This is a genomic window from Ignavibacteria bacterium (assembly GCA_015709655.1).
Lineage (GTDB): Bacteria > Bacteroidota > Ignavibacteria > Kapaibacteriales > Kapaibacteriaceae > OLB6.
Window position 1 is genome coordinate 1,093,186 of record CP054181.1, and the last position, 20,069, is coordinate 1,113,254.

The following is a 20,069-nucleotide window of genomic DNA, read 5'->3' on the forward strand; positions in this document are numbered from 1 at the left end:
TTTTTACTGAATCGCCACCGTTTCGGAGCACCAGGTATTGTACACTCCGTCGAGCAGCAGGTTAAAGGCATCGGCCGCTTCACGCGCTGAATCCAGTGCGGTCTGCTTTTGTTCCGTTGTTTGACAGAACTTCACCAGTGCCTCCCTGGTTACAGTACGGTGAATTTCATCGGCATGCTCGTGTACTTCAAAGAAGCCTAAGGCCTGCGGTGTGTTCATGTTATACCAGTTTTTCAGACCGGCAATTTTGGTGGTGCTGATTTCAGGGATTTGTGACTCGTAGGCATAGAGAGCAGCAAGCCCTTCGGCCGGGTTGTTGCGGCGGGCAAGTTCCTTGAGGATACGTACCGATGCACGGGTATGCGACAAGTATTTCCGCTGTTTGATCTGGTCCCGTGTAACACCCAGAGCTTCGGCAAACCTGATCCACAACTCCGGGTGGTTGTTCGGACCGTTTTCTTCTTCGTACAAATTTTCAAGCAGCATCTGCCGAATTTCCATGTCGTCGCAGTTAGCATGAGTAGCACTTACGTACGTTGGAAAGGCATGCACCTGGTGGTAATACTCCAGGGCATACTCGCGGAGCATGTCCAGCGACAGCGCGCCTTCGTTCCACATCTGGTAAAACGGATGCTGAAGCATGTGCCGTTCAGCAATAATACTGTCAAGTTCGTCTAGAAATTCTTGTGTTGTCATAACCAGTTCCGGTGTGTTGTGAGAAGAAGCAAAAGGCAGTAGATTTCAAGACTGCAAAGATAGCGTAATTCTTATTTTTGAATCCCAGTTGGTTTGTACTCCAGTCCGATTATGCCGTATTTCCCTACCGAACATACCGATACCCTGCTTGCCGAGGATACCGTAACGGGGTTACAGTCACACGTGATTTTATATAATGACGATGAGCATACGATTGAAGAAGTTGTTGTTCAAATTGTGCTTGCCACCGGATATTCTTTCCCGTATGCAATGAAGCTGACGATGGCGGTGCATACGTCCGGGAAGGAAACCGTGTTTACGGGGACAATTTCTGACTGTTTGCGGGTTGCATCGGTGTTGCAGGAAATTCAGCTGCAAACCGAGATCGTATTCTAACACCTAGGGTTTTCGGGGTACCCCTGTTGTGTCGGGCGGTTTAACCGATATTGAATCTGCTCCCGGAAGAACCACGCCCTGAACTTTCTTCAGTTGCTGTTGCAGAAGGTCATTCATCGAGCCACCTGGTAGTGCTCCGGGGATGTTAGGCAGTGTGATGCCTGCAGGGCCCGTGATTTGTAGTGCATCCTTGTTTTTATCGATCATCTGCTCCAACACATCCGTCTCGCCTGCTTTTGCCCGTTTATACAGGTCCTGGTCCAAATCCCGGAGCAGAACGGAGTCTGCTACGGTGGTGTTGTTACGCTTTGCCAATGCGTATTCTACCGAGGCAAAAACATCGCGTGCATATTCTGACTTTGGATATTTCTCAATAAGCAGGCCGTAGTAATGCAGGGCACTGTCGGTATTCAACACATCGCGTTCATACATCATGCCCAAGGCGTACAGGGCCTTGGGTGCATATTTGTTTTGCGGGAATTTGTCAACAATTGACCTGAGTTGCCTTCCGGCATACACGTAATCCGAGATTCTCCTGAAGCTCTGGGCCGATCTGTACAGCTCAAGTGCATCGTCGGGCTGCACATCGGAGGCATATCCGAGGGCCAGCCCGGCTTCCTTGCCATACGGACTGTTGGGCCATTTCTCGTTAATGATTTCCATGAGGGAATCGGCCAGGTCAGGATCGTCCTTCTGAACCAACCGTACCCGGGAATACAGGTATCGTGCGCGTTCGGGGTCGGCAGCAGCAGTAGAGTCGAATGCCATTGCATAATACGTCAGGGCACTGTCGGTATTGCCCAGTTGTTCATGCACCCGGGCCATTGAAAACATTTCCCGGGCAGTCATAATTTTTACGGAATCACTCAAGCCGGGTCTGTCAACAACCATGGACCTGAAGTTAAACAGTTTGAGGTTTTGATCTTCCCACTGTTTTAACAGCGAATAGTATTTTACAGCTACTTCATAGACGGGAGTACGAATTACTTTAGCCTTGGCAAAATACACAAGGGCTTTTTCATATTCATGTTTATTAAAGTACTCCATAGCCTTCTGAAAGTTCTGAGCCATGAGCTCAGGCCTTCCGATAAACGACGTATCGGCAACTTTCTCCTTTGCAATCAGGGCCGGATTACTCAGGTCAGCACTGCGTGCCCGCTCCAATGCAAGTTTTTCGGCGGCAATGTAGCTTGTCCAGTCGGCATAATTCCTGTTATCGTCAAGCTCCTTAAACTTTTGCTCTGCTTCGTCTAACCTGCCCAGTTGTACCATGCAAGCGGCTCTGTACAGACGGGATTCAAACTGTGCCAGCAGATCGGGTGTATAGTTCTCAACCTTGGCAAAGGCTTCTTCGGCAAGATCGTACTTTCCCATCCGGTAGTAAATAGATGCAACCTCAACCTGCCATGCAGCCCGCACCGCGTCGTCTTCACTTTGAGCAATAGCCTGCTTGTAGGGGGCTACAGCCTTATCAAGGTCTCCTTCCTCCAAGGCAAGCTCTGCCTGAATGCGATACGCCTGACTCAGGATGTCGTACCTGTCCTTGTACCATGCAATATCAACGGTTCTGGACAACATCTGTTTACCAAGCGATATTTTCTTCTGTAGCAGATAGTCCTTCGATAACAAGAGGTGGGCGTCCGGACTGTAATCGCCATCAGCAAACGATTCAATGAGTTCGATGCATTTCTGCTGACTTGGGATCCAGTCCTGACGGAAGAAGTAGGTTTCCGCCATCGAGAATAAGGTACCTTCGATATACTCTGACTTCGGGTGGTTTGCCAGAATTTTCGATCCTTTTAACAGAACTGAGTCACCCTTGGTTGCCACCGGCTGATATTTTGCTCGTTCAATAGTAAATGCTAACAAAAACTGATATTGCGGTTGATATATCTTGTTCTCTCGTGCTATCAGTTTTGCACTGTCTAATCCGGGAACAAGCACACGCGGTTTTGTTCGCTTATTCTCATCCTGATACTCAAACTCATCCTTCATTTCACCCATGATTCTCTGGATGTTGTAGTAGGTGTTAAAGTACGTGATTCGGTTGTCGTACCACGAGCATGAGCTTGTTATTAAAACAAGGACGGTAAGGGGCGCTATTAAACGTGACAGTTTCATGATTGTCTGCTCAGCCAGACGGATCGCAGGTGGTTCTGTTGGACGGTACTTTCAGGCAAAATAGTGAGTTCAACGATTTCTTCGGGTACGGGTTTCAACGTTGTGGCGTACAGCCGTCCGTCACACGTGGCATGTACGGCAATGCTCCCCTCTGCAGAGGCAAACAACGAGGTGGCGTGAGCAGTATCCCGTACACGTATGCCGTTCACTGAGAGAATTTCGTCATCAATACCAATTCCCGCATCAAATGCCGGTGAAAAATCTTCCACGGCACGCACGGTAACGCCTCCCTGCTTGTCAACAAGCGAGAGGCCGGTAAAGGCAGGTGCCGGGAGGCGTACAAAGGGAATACCGTCATTCAATTCTTCAGTTGGTAGTGTTTTTACTCTTCGCGTTACCGATATGCCAAACGGTGCTACGATCTCTTCTACTGGCAACTCTGCCGCACCGTCCAGCCATTCATACAATCGGTCACGCAACTGGACACCGGTGGCACGTTCAAACAGGGCAACAACGTCGTCACCGGTAACTCCTACTGCCGGGTTTTCGGAATACCGTACCCACAAGGCACGCATCCCGTCATCCAGCGTTTGCTTGCCGTCAGTATGCGATATGATGTATAAATCCAGCAGCCAGAATATGATGCCGCCCTTCAGGTAGTACGAGGGGAATCGGTTGGTGCCATCGGCACCTGCCTGGTACAGTTTAACCCAAGCAAGGTAGCTGCTGTCGCGTACCGACATCCGGAATCTGCCCTGAACACGGTGCAGCGATGTGAGCTGATCGTTTGCTATTGATTTTAGATATTCATCTTCCTTACAAAAGCCGCACCGGTAGTGGAACAGTTTGTCGTAATACGACGTAACGCCTTCGGCAAGCCATAGCATCGAGGTGTAGTTTTCAGTGGTATAGTTAAACGGACCCAACTCAATGGGTCGTATCCGTTTAATATTCCAGAGGTGAAAGTATTCATGACACAACAGCGACAGTAATCTGCCCACCTTACTTTTATCAGTCATCATTGATGGGTCTGCTGCATTCACCGATGAACGGGAATGCTCCAATCCGCCGCCGGCATCGGGGTATAGCTGAACGATAAACACATACCTGTCATACGGAACACCGCCAAACATGGCTGCTTCGGTTTCAACAATCACGCGCAGCTGCTGTGTAAGCCAGTCAACGTTAACCGGCTGAGCCGAAGCCACTGCAACTTCATGTTGTGCTCCCAATGCACGAAACGTCCGTACTTCATGGTTTCCAATTTCAATTGGTGAATCGGCAAGGATGTCGTAGTTCAGCGCTCCCAATACCACCATCTCTTGTGAAGGGGCTTTAACAGGCGATAGCTGGGTGGAACACTGCTGCCAGAGTTTTTGGTCGTGCTTCAGGATTACGTGATGGGGTTCGTCCAAACGACCTTCAACATACATCAGGGTGGCTACCGGCACAATAAAGGCGTGGTTACGGTTGATATGGTTTGTGCGTACAGATCGCTCCAGGCCGTACACAACGTACGATAGTTCTACCTGGGAGCAGTCTCCGGTTTGTATCTCAATTGAGCATTTCGAAATCCAGCGCGAAACAGCTTTAGATTTTTCTCCATCTTCAATGCACCATACTTCCATGTTGCCCTGATGAGCACTAAAGTCACGAACCTTGTACGATCCCGGTGCCCATACCGGTAGCGTGCACACCACAACGGCAGCATTAATGTTGCTAATCCGCATCGTTACCTGCACCAGGTGCTGGGCTGCCATGTCAAACTTCAATTCGTATTCAATATCAGCGGAACTTCCCCATACATCCGCGTCCTTTTGTTCAATCGAATAGCTCATCGTCCACCAAAGTACGTATTATCAAAAAATTCTTTATCAAATTCGGTTGTTGTCGGCTCTACGGTCGGCGTTTTTGTACTTACGCCAACAGTTGATGCGATTTGTGCATAGCTCTGTTCATATTCTGCTATGGCTGTTTCACAGGTTGCTATCTCTTTTTGGAGTTTCAGCCTGTGTTCGGTAATCCATGTTTCGCTGGATAGTTGATCCCTGAGTGCAAATGGTTCTTCACTCAGAAGGCGGCGTAGCTTACGCTCCTCAATGCGCCGGCGTGCGGCAAGGCGTGCCTCTGTATCAACAAGGTCCTGGTACGATTCCTGTGCAGCTTCTAACGCAGCCGGTTCATCAGCCTCCATCAGGGTAAGCAAGGCCCGTAGTCTGCTGGCGTCGCCATGCCTGTAAGCCGTCTGAATATCATGCCACTCCTGGACCGAATCCGTTTCCCCGGTCACGTCAGGATGGTACTTCTTTGCAAGAGTTCGATACATCGAATTGATCTCTGCGTGCCCTGCCACAGTTGGCTGTCCTCCTGCATTCCGGGTGGCATTCATCTGTTCTGCCTTGGCAAGCCGACCGTACATTTTTGAAAACTCGCTGTTCACAAGTTCGTTAATACGAGCAAACATGCCGGCTGTTAAAGACTCTCCCCGGTTTACCTTAACGTACAACAACTCCAGTCTCCGACGTAACTCAGCACAGCGTAACACAAGGTGCTGACGGTAGAGTTCCAGATTACCAAACTCCTTGTGGTACTTCTCCAGCAAACACGGTCGCTCCTGCGTGGTAAGTCTGTGCCATTCACCCAAACACTCACGCAGCGCCCGCCGATGTTCAGCGCACTTGCACCGTAACTCTTCAGTTAGTGGGTGGAGCTGCGGTTTCACTGGATTACGCTTTCCTGATTTTCCTGTACGCTAAGGCGGGCTATAACCATCTCCGTAATCGCACAAAACAGGGCGAGTATGATACATAGTGGCCATAGCTCCGACCCAATACGGGCTGATCGAACTGCCTCATGCATGGAACGTCCGGTTGCCATGAGTACACGATCGGGATGCACGACAAATCTACCCAGCAGTGAAGTAAATTCCTGTTCCGAGAAGTAACGAAGGATGCTTTCAGCAGAAGGGCGTACTACTGTAATACCGCCTATAACCGTTCCGGTTGACGTGGCAATCGTAACAATTCCCGGCTGAGACTGCGCTGGTACTGGTATGTGAACGCCCGACGGCAAACGGACCGGCGCAAGTTCTGCTTTATATCCCTGTGCATCTGTAACAGTGAATGAGGATACCCCCTGATAGCTTCGAGGAATCGGGTACATCACAGATTCGTTAATCCGCGCCTGCTGAACCTGTGTGTTGCTGCTCGAAAGATAGAGTGCTGACCGCACCATGAGTGCTGCAAACAACCCGGTCGATCCGAGGGTACTCTGCTTGCCATCGGCCATGGATGTAAAGAATAATACCTTTCCGGCGCCCACATGGGTCACTGTTAAAAACGGTCCAAGCTCTGATGACGCTATGGTTGTTCCGCCGCGAATGCGCACCTGGCTGTATATGACAGGCGACTCGACCGGTGCCGGCGGCCCGGAGGTATTAAAAACGCCCCACAGCAACGGGTGTCCTTCATCGATGGTTGTTAACCGCGCCGACGAATTATCTGCCATGCCTTCCCATGAAAGGCCACACGACGTACTCCATGCACGCATAGCAGGGTTATCCGATATAAAGGTTACTACTCCGCCGCCGTCCTGCACAAACTGCAGTAAGGGTGGAACATCGTTAACACCAATGTTTGCGCCGGCCAGATACAGAACGTCAAACTGCTCACCGGCATCTCCGAGCATCCGGAAGTCAGTGTACCGCTGAACACTGCCGATTACTGCCTGTGAAGCCTGAAGGCTAAGAGCAAGCACTGCCAGATCTGCAGTAATGCCAGAGCCAATCACTGCAACACGCGCAGGTGGCGGTACCATGACACCCAGGTACTGACTGTTGTCCCGGTTCAGAGCATCATTCTCAACATCAACCGATATACTCGCTACCCCTGTATGACTAACCGGTGCTCCCAGCACTACCGAGCGCGTTTGTCCGGCCGGCACATCAATAACACGTTGGGCAGCCCGTAAACCGCCTACCGACATTGATACGGGGACTTCCTTTGCATCACGCGATGTTCCATTACGGACATACGCTTCCACTTCGATCGGCTTGCCAACCTGTGGTAGTACCGACCTTAGAGTAACCGAATCAACCGACAGGTTCTGATCAATTCCGGCTACGCCCTGGCCAACAGGCAGAATAAAAACGGATGCATCAATTTTAAGCCCCCTAACAGCTTCGGTAGCATCGGCAACATCAAGATTTTTCTGTCCGTCACTGATAAAATAAATTTCTTTATGAGGATGCGAGGCATCGGCAAATAAGGTACCAAGGATCTCCATCAGGGATTCGGTGTCAGGCAGACCGTCAGACACGTGCAGTGCATTTACGCGGGAATGTGCCTGACTGAATACGCGTGAAAAACCCGCACCGGCTGCTTCGGGTGTTGGAATGAGCGAAATCACGCTTATTTCATCACCATCGCGCATCATATCGATAACCTGGTGTGCAAACTTCTGAGCCTGGTGAAACCGCACTCCGTTCTGATCGGCAATGTCCATACTGGCACTATTGTCAACAACAATAACAACACTGGCATGTGTTGTTGACGTTAGTAATGGCAAATTGGATGGTACAGTTGGCCTGGCAAACGCCAGTACTGCAAAGGCAACAACCAGGGTCCGCAGAATCAGGAGGAGCAGCTGCTGAAGTTTGAGTTTCCGTACACGAGTCTGCTGTAACTCAAGAATGAACCGCAGGGTACTAAACTCAACTGTCCGCAAACGCCGAAGATTAAAAAGGTGCAACAGCAGCGGTATCCCCGCTGCTATCATCCCAATCAGTGCCAGTGGATTTAGGAAATTCACTACCGACGGCTCCCCGGCTGGGACTCAAGTCCAACAAGCCGACGCAGTCGGGTTACCTCAGAGCGCGTTAGGTGACGGTATTCGCCGCGCGCCAGCCCCTGCGTACTAAGAAAGGCATAATACTTACGGTCGAGCTTTTTAACGTCGTAACCAAAATGCTCAAACAATCTGCGCACTTCCCGGTTTCTGCCTTCCGTAATTTCGATTTGCACTTTATGTGCATCTTTAGGATTTACAAAAACTTCACATGGCCGGCTTGGACCATCATCTAACTCTACGCCGGCTGCAATCGCTGCTGCGTGCTTTTCCTGCAGTGGCTTATCAAGGGCTACGTTGTAGGCGCGTACGATACCGTATCGGGGGTGCATGAGGCGATTGCTCAGATCACCATCGTTGGTTATCAACAATACACCCGTCGTATTCCTGTCAAGTCTGCCAACTGAGAATAGCCGCGTTCGCAATCTCACAATGTCGAATATCGTAGTCCTGCCTAATTCATCGTTCGAGGTAGAGATTACATCCTTAGGCTTGTTTAATAAAATATAGGTCAGGTGTTTATATCGCGTAATAATCTCACCGTTTACGGCAACTACATCATGAATGCCAATCTTCCTGCCGAGTTCTGTGCACACTACGCCATTCACAGTAACATTACCATTTCGTACTAAGTCGTCAGCAGTTCGCCTGGATGCAACTCCGGCGTCAGCAATTGCTTTATTCAACCGTACTTCATGATCCGGTAACTCTGCTTCGTTCTTTTTCGAAAACGGTCTCTTCTGACTTCGTTCCTGTACAATACGACGGTTTCCATCACTGCGCATGTCCCTCTCCGACCTGTTATCCCGTCTGCCAAACGATCGACTCCCACCCGTGGGACGACTCCCACCCGTGGGACGACTCCCACCCGTGGGACGACTTCCGCCTGTGGGACGACTCCCGCCTGTGGGACGACTCCCGCCGCTGGGACGACTCCCGCCGCTGGGACGACTCCCGCCTGTGGGACGACTCCCGCCCGTGGGACGACTCCCGCCTGTGCGCCGATCCTTCTTGGATGATGCTGCATCTGACTCATCCGGGCGTCTGACTTTTGAACCTGAAAACTTCATAATTAGTGCCGATTCACATCGTGAAGAAAAAAACCTACATTCGCCAACGTCTATGCTGCCAGCTCCACAAATGTGGATTTGCTCGAATTTCTGATTCCAGCATTGCAACATGCCGGTGTGTTAATTCAATGACTGATTCCGGGTTATCTGACAGATCTGCTGAAGGAACAGGCTGCACATTGACGGAATATTTACCTGTGTCGTGTCGGACAGCCGTCCCTAAAAACATGGGCACATTAAATTTCAATGCAAGTGCTGCCGGAGCGCTGTACGTTGGCGTAGGTCTGCCAAAAAACTCAATCTGCGGATCATGGTCTGCCGAAGCATGCTGGTCTGCCAGGAACGCCACAATGCCACCTTCCTGAATCGTGCGGACCAAGGTCCGTGCCGCCTTGTGCATTGGGACAACGATGTTACCAAAACGCGTCCTGATGGTATTCAGCTCAGCATCCAGATAGGCATTGTGTTGCGGATGGACAACAATGGTAAGGGGCTTGTGCAGGCAAACACCTGCTGCCATCGCCAAATATTCCCAGTTTCCAAAGTGTCCGGAAAGCAGGATACTTGGCAAACCGTTCCTTGCCCGTTCAGCAACAACGTCAAGACCTGAGAACGTAACCTGGTTTATCAGGTCATCGGCTGACAGAGCCTTTGAATACAGCATCTCGGCAAACGTAATTCCAAGATTAACGTATGCACCACGTACCAAAGCCCCTTTCCACTCATCTGAGTGTCCGGGGTACGCCTTGCTGATATTATCGTAGGTTATCATTCTTCGTTTTGTTTGCAGCATCAACAGCAGGCCCAGCATTTTGCCGAATTTGCGCGTACAGCGAAGTCCACATTTCTGCAGAACAGCCGACAGAATGCTGATTACTGTGTACTGAAACCGGTGTGCCATTACTTACCGTGCCGTAGGAGTAAGCGAGCGCGTAGGCATCGGATCGGGCTCGAATGCCTTTGCGTAGATTTCAAACCACTTTTCGTTGCGCACTTCGCCAATCATCGTACTATGAACAAGTTTATGATTTGCCTGACCCTGCACATCCACAAAATAAAAATACACGCCGCCCTGAATTCCCTGATAGAACCATTCCTCGTATGGTTTTGTATCGATGGTTTGAATGTGTTGTGTTGTCTGGGTTGGCGGACCATATTTCAGCAGTGTACGGCCGCGATCGCTGCGCCATCCATCTTTAAATGCGGGGCTTGCATAAAACGCCTGAGCCCTCTTAAGCATGGATCGGAACTCATCCAGGCGTTCATTTACCGGTGTGGACAGATCAGGGTCGCGAGACTGCCAAAAGCGATACAGATATCGTTGCTGAGCGCGAACATCAGTAAGGCCGGCCAGAGTTTGTTTTTCCGCCTTAGTAGCCAGAACGTCTGACAATTCGAGTTCCAGCTTTAGCTTACTGCCTTCGCATACAGCCCACTCAGACGCAAGGAAGCGTTGTTCTTCTGTTAGCAGGATGGTTCCCTCGGGCGGGAGTTCAGGGTTAAGAATGTAGAATCGTTCACTGCGAGAAGCAATGGGTGTGTTCCCGCTGGTTGGATACTGGAATATCCTCACATTGAGCGTATAGACGCCTGTGCGCAGTGCTCCTGCCGGGATAGATTCACTCACAACTAAACCATTGCCACTGCCAAGAAGTTTAGCATGTTGGTTTAGGACCGGCTGAAGTGCAAAATCCAGGACCTCGAACTCAACGGCAAGTGTATCTGCATGGTTAGCCAGGGCTTGATAGACTTCAAAATAAACCGAGATATTGGGGTCTGTGCCTGAGAATTCATGTCGGGGATTAGGAATTGCCACGACACCATTTCTTGTATAGTGCGGGACTACATCGCCGGCAGACGGTGCAGTAAACATCAGATCGCTCATCTCTATTTTTTGTCCGAACCCGCGGACATCAAAGTCAAACTGAAGCATTGCAGCACGTTTGGTATTAACATAATCCTGCACATTGAGCAATGCGTGGTATCTGCCCGGAGGTAGCTCAAATGACCTGACTCCGGTAAAAAAGCGACTATGTTTAAACACCAAACCCGGCAATGGGCCGGCAGCAATCCACCTATCGGTAATTGTATCACCGTCCGGGGTACGTAAGCGAAGCGTGCACAGGAGTTCGCCCTCGTAGTCACCCGTAGCCGTTCGTGTAGGAGTTAGTGTGGTATCCGGGAACGAATACTGAAACTCCCAGCGCGTGCTTCCCACTGAGGTTCTGAACTGAACAGCATCGGCAAGGATGTTAATACTCTGTTCAGCCCCTTTCATGAAAGGGGCTATGACAAGTGCGAATCCAAGAACAAATCGCCCGAGAATGTTAGTCGATGAAGAAGGAAACACTTACACGATTTACCATGCCAAGGTTTGCCGACGGGCTGACGGAATAGTCCAGGCGTCCATCGAACGAACCGGTTCGATATACCAGGCCGACACCGCCTGATAAGCCAAATTCACTCTGACCAAACCGGTAGCCTGCGCGAAGGGAAACAAACTCTCGGAATGTATATTCAGTACCGATAGCAAACTGTTCCGGCACATCGGCGAAGGTTTCAAAGTCGGCACCGACCACCCAGTCATGGACAATCGTACCATCGGCGTCCACCTCGTGTTTGTCGGCTATTAAGCCTTCAAACATATTCACGCCCAAACCTGCCCGGAATGACAGCGGGATATCAAAGCTATTGGTTGCCAGAATAGCGTCAACCTGGCTTGAGTTTAAGCCGGGCGCCGGAAGGACCGTTTTTGTAAGGTCGGATCCGGTATATGCCTGTGCCGTACCAAGATTATTGATGCTAAAGGCAAGATCCAGGCCCTTAACGCCTGTTTTGTAGCGAGTTCCAATATCGAATGATACACCCGAGGCCGACATACTGCTGAAGCCATGGTCAACGTAGCGTGCTGTAACACCAAACGAGAATTGTTCGGTAAGGTATCCCGCAAGCGTGGCCCCCACCGCAATGTCATTTACGCTGTATAGTCCGCCGGCAGAACCGGTTGGGTCGGCCGTAGTTGTAATTGGAATATCTCCACTGCTGAAGGATACAAAGCTTGCAGCAAATTTAAACTTGTCACTGAGCGGAATAGAAGCAGCAGCAAAGCTATGCGTGGTACCTGCCAGCCAGAACGTCTGGCTGAAGTCTGCCCCGTAAGACTTGACCTGGGCAAGACCGGCAGGATTCCAGAAAATCGCCGTTAAGTCATTGGAAAGGGCACTGTATGCACCGGCCATAGCAGTTCCCCGGGCACCAACACCAACTTTTAAGAACTGTCCACCGGACAACCCCACCTTGGTGTATTCGCCGGCAGTCACGGCCACTAACTGGCTCAGGGCTGTAGAGGTAGCTGTCAGGTAGAGCACTGCAACACTGCATGCCCGCACTAAGTATATCGAGAGGGTATTCATAATGTTTAGCATCTCCTGATCACTCTTGGGTTTGAATCCGTGCTCCGCCAAGCACGATTGTAAATTTCTTAGTTACCGACGTTCCGTCCGGTGTCTCAATTTTGGCAATTAACATCTGGCTTACCACACGCTGACGGTTCTTGCTAAGCAGATCCCATACGTATGTGCCAAAGGTATGCGGATCATCTGATGTTGATTCATCGTGGTTGTACGTTGTTACCAGTTCACCGCTCAGCGTATAGATTGAAATTTTGGCTTGTCGGGGCAGACGTGTAAAGTACAAACGTCCTTCGTACGGCGAACGCATTCCTTCGTGAGTTACATAGTATGGGTTGGGAACAACCTGAATCTGTTCAAGTTCGGATTCGGTGTACGGCCGGCCAGAAATATCGGGGCTATCATGACCAATCTTAGCATACACCTTGGTTGAATCCATCGGGAAGCCGAAAGCACCGCCAAATGTGTACAGTCTGATTTTATCACCGGGTTTAAAGTCAGTAGCGGGAGGAATCGGTTTTTCGGAACTTGCAGTATTGCCATGGAACGGAACGTTCACAGGTGCAACACGTAAACCGGCGGCGGCATTCCTGGATCCGAACCGGGAGAAGTCGATTACAAACTGAGCACCTGCAATGGTAATCACGTGTGTAAAGTCCAGAGTATCCTTGCCTGTTGTAGAGAGGTTACGGCTCAGGTAGTAGCGTCCCATCGTTCCCACGGGGCTGCCACTGTTTGAATCTGCTGCAAAGTATTTCAGTGTAGCTGTGGTGAAATTGCCATAGCGTGAATTTCTCCAGCCGTAAGCAGCTGTGGAATACGAGCCAACAGGTGTAAGTTCAGGATTCGGGAAATCAGCGCGCAACTGAATTGAGTCCATTGTAAATTGAGCTGCCTTCAGTTCTGCCGGGTACGACACCGTAACAGAACCAACGGTTCCATCGGGTCTGGCATCCGATCGGTCAAATGACTCAACATTACGAACGTGCATCGTAAGGTATGGTACGTTTTCAAATGTTGCACGTTTACCGTCATCACTGTCATCGCCAATCTTGGTTGACGTAGAAAATCCGGTTGTGATCGTTTCGGTCCCGCCTTCACCAAAGGTGATTTCATAGATTCCGGGGCCGTTATTGTAACTAACATCCCAATTGACACCCGGGCTGAGCTGCCATCCTGGGTAGGGTTCTTCGAAGTAGGCCGGCGGACGGTTCAGGTTGCTTTTATCATTGTACACCTGTGCACTTTTCCGTGCAGCACCAACATAGATGTTGGGGTCACCACCACTAATGATATCGCCTTTGGGGAGGGTACGGTAAACCCCGCCGTACTGTTGTATGGCATAGTCAAACCCAATACCAACTGTACCAAGGGCATACTTGTTACCAAAGCACTCAGCACTCGTGATGTACGAACCCGAGCGGACAACTTTTTCCATGTTATCGGGCATGTGGAACGAGTTGGTATCAACGCGAATTAGTGTCCCGGTAACAGGATCAAATACCTTCGTAATCATTAACCCGGTAGCTGAATCAAGAAATTCCTTGTTATTGTTTACATCTACCCAGGTTAGGGCATTCTCGGTAAAGTTGCCGTTAAGACCGGCACCACCGCAGAGCTGCGGAGGCAGGTTAGACTGCCATTGAGAAATCATAGCTTGGGTTGCGGAATCGCGTAGCGTCATTACCAACCCGTACCATCCAACCGGTGTGGTGGCAGGATCCTGATCGTGGTCTATTCCAAACCAGGTACGATCAAATTCCAGTTCAAGAGTCTTGCCTGCGAACATTTGATTAAATCGCTGTTGGTCATTAATCAGCAGACGGATGTTGTAAATACCACCAAGTTTTTCAGCCTGATCAGGAGGGATCGTAAAGTTTACTGTGTTGTCACCGGATGGCCGGTCAGCCAAAGGCATTGCTGCTACTGTATTCGAAAGGCCAACCCCCTTGATCGTAAGCTTCGATCCAAGATCCTGAAGGTAATCGCCTTCGTCATAGGCACGAACGGCATAATAGTAATCAATGTTATTGATCAGTTTTTCCGATTTTTCAGGATTGGGGTCCCACAGTATTCTACCGTCGCCGTTATCATCGCCATTATCATACCACTGACGGCCGTTGGTTATTTTGTGGATATAGGGGGCAACGATATCATGGCGTACTTCTCGTGTTTCCTCCCATGGCCTCAAAACCGTCATTTCACCATCAGCATTGAGTTCACGGTCTTTGAATAAAAACGGTTCATTCACAATACGCTTCGCAAGGATCAGCTTAATCAAACTATCCAGGGCTGCCTTGCTCTGCGCGGTGTCTAAGCCCATCGGATTTGATTGAGTAGCCGGAACCCTCCGAACGGTAGGAAGTTCTTCAACCCGGGTTGAGAAATATGTAAAGCGCACAGAGTCGAACTTGTCGAACTTGCTAACGTCGATTGTACTGTCTGCAGTATTCACTGTTAAGCCATAGTTTGGCCTTCGAGCATTTAGCAGCTTATTCCAGTAACCAGCCCACGGCAGGGCATTCGATGGTTTGCGGCCAACCAGGAAGCGGCGTTGCCCGGGTTTAATAACGTCTGCAATAAAGAGATCATCAATAGGCAGCTTTGCGGTTTCGGTGAGTGTACTTGTTTTCAGGAATGGTGGCGGAACCGGGATTTGAGCAATTTGTTTCCAGGCGAGCGGGCCCTTTCTTTCGGTCAGTTGCAGGTCGCGGGCAAAGGTGTCAAGGTCTGTGCGGCGGGCGCGATATATCCGGTATCCAAGGAAGTCCATACCAGCTTCCAATGTATCAATCGATATTTCGGCGGTACTGTCCCACTGAATCGCAACGGCATTGTTCAACGGAAGCCAACCTGGGCGGGGTACAGTAAACAATGAACCCGATGACTCATAGCCCATGATGATGGGGATACCGGGTGCCTGAGGGGCTCTGAATTGATTATTGTACACAAACTGAGCAAACCGAACCTTCCGGATTAGCTCTGCCATATCTTCGGTGGTACCGGTTGCGTCGGCTCCTGAGGCCGTTGTTGCCAGAATCACACCAATAACGATACGGGCCGAGTCGCCAGGTTTTACGTTAAAGGGGCCGGTAGCCATGAGGAGTCGGCGGTCACCCGGGCCGTCATCTCCATCAAGATCTTGTGACGACATGAAGTTATATCGTTCTTCATTCCCAAGTGGGTCAACAGTAATTGGCCAGTTACGCATGGTACGCATACCCAGCTGCTCAGATACAGGGAACTGTTTTTTGTCGGTTCGCAGGTATCCGTCAACGTCAACAGCGGGACTCTCGAGGAAGTTGAAGCCAAGGTAGCCAAATCCCTGATTGGCTTCGCCACGGTCTGAGTTCGTCCATTGAACAGCCAGGTTCAGTGAATCCTCTTCTTTATAGTACCGTGCACGGTCATTGTCAGCTCCAAGCCGAGAGTTGGTTGCAGGTGCAATGTCAACGTCAAGAACACCGGCCATCCAGCACTGGAACAGGGTATCGGTATATTTTTTAGGGTGAATGAACATGTACTTCATAAAAACGAAGTCGGCATAGTCACCAAAACCCCAGCTGTAAATCATTTGCTCAATTTGCAGGCCCAGGGGGAAACCTTCATTCTTACGTGCAAGGGCACCGCCTTTGTACCGGCTTAAATCTGTATCCTTATAAACACTAAAAATGTCTTCTTGCGAAATAAAGGCTGGTCCCTTACGATAGGTAGTACGCGACCGGGATTCCGGGTTGTTAACGTACATGCCGTAATAATTATTTACACGAAGTGTATCCGACTCGGATGTATCCCAGATTGGCCACTTCGGAAAATCAGGATTATAAATATCTGTACCATCCTGTATGTTGAAGTCGGTTGAGAAATATACTCTGTTCTTCTGAATGGCATCCCCAGAATTGATTACACCATCACCGTCCTCAATGGCTCCGGGAACCATCCAGCTTTCACCGGAGTTTGGATCGTAGGTAATAGCAACACGTTTGCGCAGTTCCGTGCTTCCCGGTGGACGTTTCAGTGCTGCAAACCAGGCTCCTGATGCAAAGAGATATTGGTTTTGTTTTCCGCGTGGCCAGAAAGTACCGCCAACCTGGCGCAGGACATTAAATCCAAAAATGCCGTAGTTGGTGGTGTAGAAATCTATGTTGGAAACAACATTGCGTTGCAAATCAAAGGCGCCGGACGGAGCACCGCGTTGCACTGTTTCTGCATTATCTTTTGCAGATCTTGCCTTCTCAGCGATGTGAGCGGTCACAACTTGAGTAGTGCCCAGAATAATTGCAAGAGCAACAATCCATAGTTTCTTTGTTATCATATCAGCGCTGTACTTAAAAATTGGTTTAACGTTCATAATTCTACCTTAGAAACGGAACATTACGCCGAAATAAACCTGACGTGGATATTGGTAGTTATTCCTTCTTGCCACCACGTCAGCAACATATTGCTGATACCCGGCATAGGTTTCCGATGCCGTTACGGTGTTATCGTGGTTACTGTCAATTGTGGCATTATACAACCTGCGTCCAACACGGTCATACTGGCTGGGGTGGGTTGTTGCCTTATCTCGTGGATCAGCATCCTTATAGTAGGTTGTTGACGGGAAGTCACCCGGTACACGGTTCAGTGCAAGCCCGTCGTAGTCCGGACTTCCGGTGCGGGTGTAGTACGAAACTGCATCCGTAAAGTTGAACAGGTTGGTAACGTCCAGGAATACATCGATTGCCGTGTTTCCGCCAATCAGATTTGCCAGCGGAATGGTTCTGTTAATACGCAATTCCGAATTCCAGGTCGAGGGGAAGCGGGATGAGTTAATAGCGCCCACTGCCTGCCCCTGACCATTGACGGGCGTGTATGGTGTACCTGTTTGCCAGTATCCGGAAATATTGATTGTTAGATACTCCAGGAATGGATATCCGGCGATTGTTGGACCTTGGTCAGGACCCCAGTCCAGAGTGAATACGCCATTAACACGGTGCCGGCGGTCAAAGCCCAGCGGAAATGGGTCAACCGGGAATGCCGGCAGCTGGGTGTACGGGTCAAGCGCAACCAACGTTGTGGCATTGTTTGATGTACCGATAGCAGAGGCAAGGGTATAGTTCAGGTTAAAACCCCAGTTGTCTGCAGTTCTGCGCTGGAAGGTAATCTCGATCCCCTTGCTGCTGCCGTATGCCGACATAACGCTTTGGTAATACGGTGTTGGAAGAATATCTACGTAGGCTATGTCCGTTTGATTGTAAATATCTTTGTAATAACCGGTTATAGAAAATGCAAAGTTATCGGTGATTTGATGGTTATACGAGACTTCGTACTGATTTGTGCGCTGCATTTCGTTGTTGGGATTCCCAAGCAAGCTCCCTGTGCGCAGTGTTGTGGTATTGTACGAGTCGTAAAAACTCTGGAATGGCGTCTGCATGTAGTAAATACCATAGGCCAGCCTGAAGTTCTGTCGGCCTGACTCACTGACTGGATAGGTAATGGTAAGCCGCGGGCTGATATAAAACTTGGCGGAGGCTTTCTTCATCATGCCGATAGAGTCAATCGGTATGAACTGGTCTGAAACGGGCCTGTACAATGCATCCGGATCAAGGTAATCAAAACGGACTCCGGGGGTAAATACGAGATTCTTAAAGATAATCTGGTCCTGCACAAACAAGCCACCCGTAACCGGTGTAAATGGTTCTTCGGTGAGTGCCTTGATATCGGGTGACGATTCGGAGTATAGGTTTCCGCCATAGTATGATCCATACACATCATACCAAGGATTACCATCCCATGGGTTGCTGTTACTGTGACGTGACAGGGTCTGGAAGCGCATTTCAGCACCGGCCTTTAACACGTGTCTGGCATCACCTGTTTCAAGATTATACGTAACGTTGCCATCTATCTGCCAGAACGACGAGCGCCTGAAGTCTACACCGCCTTCGTTACCCATGTTTGCAAAGTAACTGAACAGGCCATATGGGTTCCTGGTGTTCTGGTAATCAGCTGAACCCTCTACAAACCCGGTGAGAGGGTTGCGTCTGGAAATTTCCATTTCAAGGTACCCGTCATCACTTACGCCACGTGAACGGACAAGCTGGTACACGTCGAGCTGCCTGTCAGGTCCTGCCGGCAGGAACAGGGAGTCAACCTGGCTGTATTTATCCTCGGGATACCACAGTTCCCAGCCCGAAAACAACGATGGTGGTTCAAAGGCCTTCCTGCGTCCGGTTTCACTAATCTTAGCTGTATAGGCTGCGCGAACTTCGTAGGCCATTGTGCTGCCAATAACCTGATTGATCTGTGCAAAGGCATTCATAGAGATGTCCTGCACAACAATCTGCTTCGCGTCTCTCTCAACAAATCCGGTAGACTGGATGTTGCCGTTGCCATCCAGGATCGGAATACCTGAGGCATCAACCTTTACATCAGTACCAGTAGCATACAGCCAGCTCTGGCTTGCACGTTCTCCGGCAAGCAGGCCATACTGACCGCCAAGGAGGAGTGTCATGTCATTCGAAAGCTGAAATTTCAGACGTCCGGTAATGTTTCGTGACCACGTGCGGTTGTTGGGCTGCTGACCAAGGTTATTACCCCATGGATCTAATACCTGCAGACCGTAGTTGCGATAGTTATGATAGGTGTTGCGAACCGAAATAAAGAATGTAGAGCGATTCAGACCGAGCGGCCCGCCAAGCGTTGCATCCACAACGTCTTCACCGGGTGTTCCTGCTTCTACTCCGTTCCCGGCATTACCCCACAGGAAGGGAACGTCGATACGCCAACGCAACAGGCCTTCGAACATGTCGGTACGACCTGTTTTAACAACTGTGTTTACAGTGCCACCCACGGCATTACCGTATTCGGCACCGAATGCTCCGGTGTTGGCCTGTACTTCTTCGGTAGCGTACGGACTGGGCATTGCAGCCGAGATTGTGGACCCTACGTTGCCCAAGCCCCCTGTAAACTGGTCGGTGACCACCAGACCATCCACAAGAACCTGCGTCTCATCGGGACGAGATCCACGGATGATAAAGTTGTTGCCGGAAGCTTGTACCCCCGGGGCAAGCGACAGAACCGAAGCTATGTTGTCACGAGCAATTTTCTCAACATCCTTACCTTTTATAGCGCGGCTCGTTCCGATGTCGGTTGTTCGCACCATCTCTCTGTCAGCCAGGATTTCAACGCGTTCCTTTAGGACGCCGCCCTGGGTGAGCGCGAAGTTGAGTGTCCGAGTCTCGTCGGCAAGCAACGAAACACGTAGGGTGAGGGTGTCATAGCCAACAGCCGTAGCACGGACATCGTACTCGCCGGCCGTAACGTTGAGGATGGTGTACTTCCCCTGCATGTTGGCAAAGGCGCCACGGGTTGTACCAATAACCCTGACAGACGCGCCGCCAACGGGCTTACCATCCTGATCCGTTACCTTGCCGGTAAGGATTCCGTAAATACTGGCGTTGGAAACAACGCTTCCCAGAATAATGAATGCACTGATAAGTAGGTACCTACAGGCCATGGATACACTCCGGTGTTCTGTGGTTTAATAGTTTCT

General features: G+C 50.1%; 12 protein-coding genes. 1 reads left to right on the forward strand and 11 read right to left on the reverse strand.

The features are described 5' to 3' along the window. Positions 1-3 precede the first annotated feature (3 nt). Positions 4-696: a CADD family putative folate metabolism protein gene (locus tag HRU79_04510; protein QOJ25948.1), complete on the reverse strand. Its 693-nt coding sequence runs from the start codon at positions 694-696 to the stop codon at positions 4-6. A 111-nt stretch (positions 697-807) separates the two neighbouring features. Here HRU79_04510 and HRU79_04515 point away from each other — a divergent pair, with 111 nt between their 5' ends. Continuing rightward, on the forward strand, positions 808-1,092 hold the full coding sequence (locus HRU79_04515) for an ATP-dependent Clp protease adaptor ClpS (GenBank protein ID QOJ25949.1): 285 nt from the start codon (positions 808-810) through the stop codon (positions 1,090-1,092). Between the two features lie 3 nt (positions 1,093-1,095). On the opposite strand, the gene HRU79_04520 is transcribed toward HRU79_04515, so the two are convergent. The 10 genes from HRU79_04520 to HRU79_04565 all read right to left on the reverse strand — a co-directional run bounded on the left by HRU79_04520 (position 1,096) and on the right by HRU79_04565 (position 20,033). Further along, on the reverse strand, positions 1,096-3,213 hold the full coding sequence (locus HRU79_04520) for a tetratricopeptide repeat protein (protein ID QOJ25950.1): 2,118 nt from the start codon (positions 3,211-3,213) through the stop codon (positions 1,096-1,098). Next, complete coding sequence (locus HRU79_04525) at positions 3,210-5,051, reverse strand: M61 family metallopeptidase (GenBank protein ID QOJ25951.1); 1,842 nt, start codon at positions 5,049-5,051, stop codon at positions 3,210-3,212. Before HRU79_04525 ends, HRU79_04520 begins: the two co-directional genes overlap by 4 nt. Continuing rightward, complete coding sequence (locus HRU79_04530) at positions 5,048-5,602, reverse strand: DnaJ domain-containing protein (protein QOJ27267.1); 555 nt, start codon at positions 5,600-5,602, stop codon at positions 5,048-5,050. The genes HRU79_04525 and HRU79_04530 overlap by 4 nt, the downstream gene beginning before the upstream one ends. 329 nt (positions 5,603-5,931) lie before the next feature. Next, complete coding sequence (locus HRU79_04535; protein ID QOJ25952.1) at positions 5,932-8,022, reverse strand: BatA domain-containing protein; 2,091 nt, start codon at positions 8,020-8,022, stop codon at positions 5,932-5,934. After that, positions 8,022-8,843, reverse strand: coding sequence for an rRNA pseudouridine synthase (locus tag HRU79_04540; protein QOJ25953.1), 822 nt, complete (start codon positions 8,841-8,843; stop codon positions 8,022-8,024). The genes HRU79_04535 and HRU79_04540 overlap by 1 nt, the downstream gene beginning before the upstream one ends. 319 nt (positions 8,844-9,162) lie before the next feature. Beyond that, positions 9,163-10,029: a lysophospholipid acyltransferase family protein gene (locus tag HRU79_04545; GenBank protein QOJ25954.1), complete on the reverse strand. Its 867-nt coding sequence runs from the start codon at positions 10,027-10,029 to the stop codon at positions 9,163-9,165. Between the two features lie 3 nt (positions 10,030-10,032). Further along, entirely contained in the window at positions 10,033-11,406 is a 1,374-nt protein-coding gene (locus tag HRU79_04550) for a GWxTD domain-containing protein (GenBank protein ID QOJ25955.1), read from the reverse strand. A gap of 49 nt (positions 11,407-11,455) precedes the next feature. Continuing rightward, complete coding sequence (locus HRU79_04555) at positions 11,456-12,541, reverse strand: PorV/PorQ family protein (protein ID QOJ25956.1); 1,086 nt, start codon at positions 12,539-12,541, stop codon at positions 11,456-11,458. A gap of 19 nt (positions 12,542-12,560) precedes the next feature. Further along, on the reverse strand, positions 12,561-16,889 hold the full coding sequence (locus HRU79_04560) for a hypothetical protein (protein ID QOJ25957.1): 4,329 nt from the start codon (positions 16,887-16,889) through the stop codon (positions 12,561-12,563). A 9-nt stretch (positions 16,890-16,898) separates the two neighbouring features. Further along, entirely contained in the window at positions 16,899-20,033 is a 3,135-nt protein-coding gene (locus HRU79_04565) for a TonB-dependent receptor (GenBank protein QOJ25958.1), read from the reverse strand. Positions 20,034-20,069: the final 36 nt, after the last annotated feature.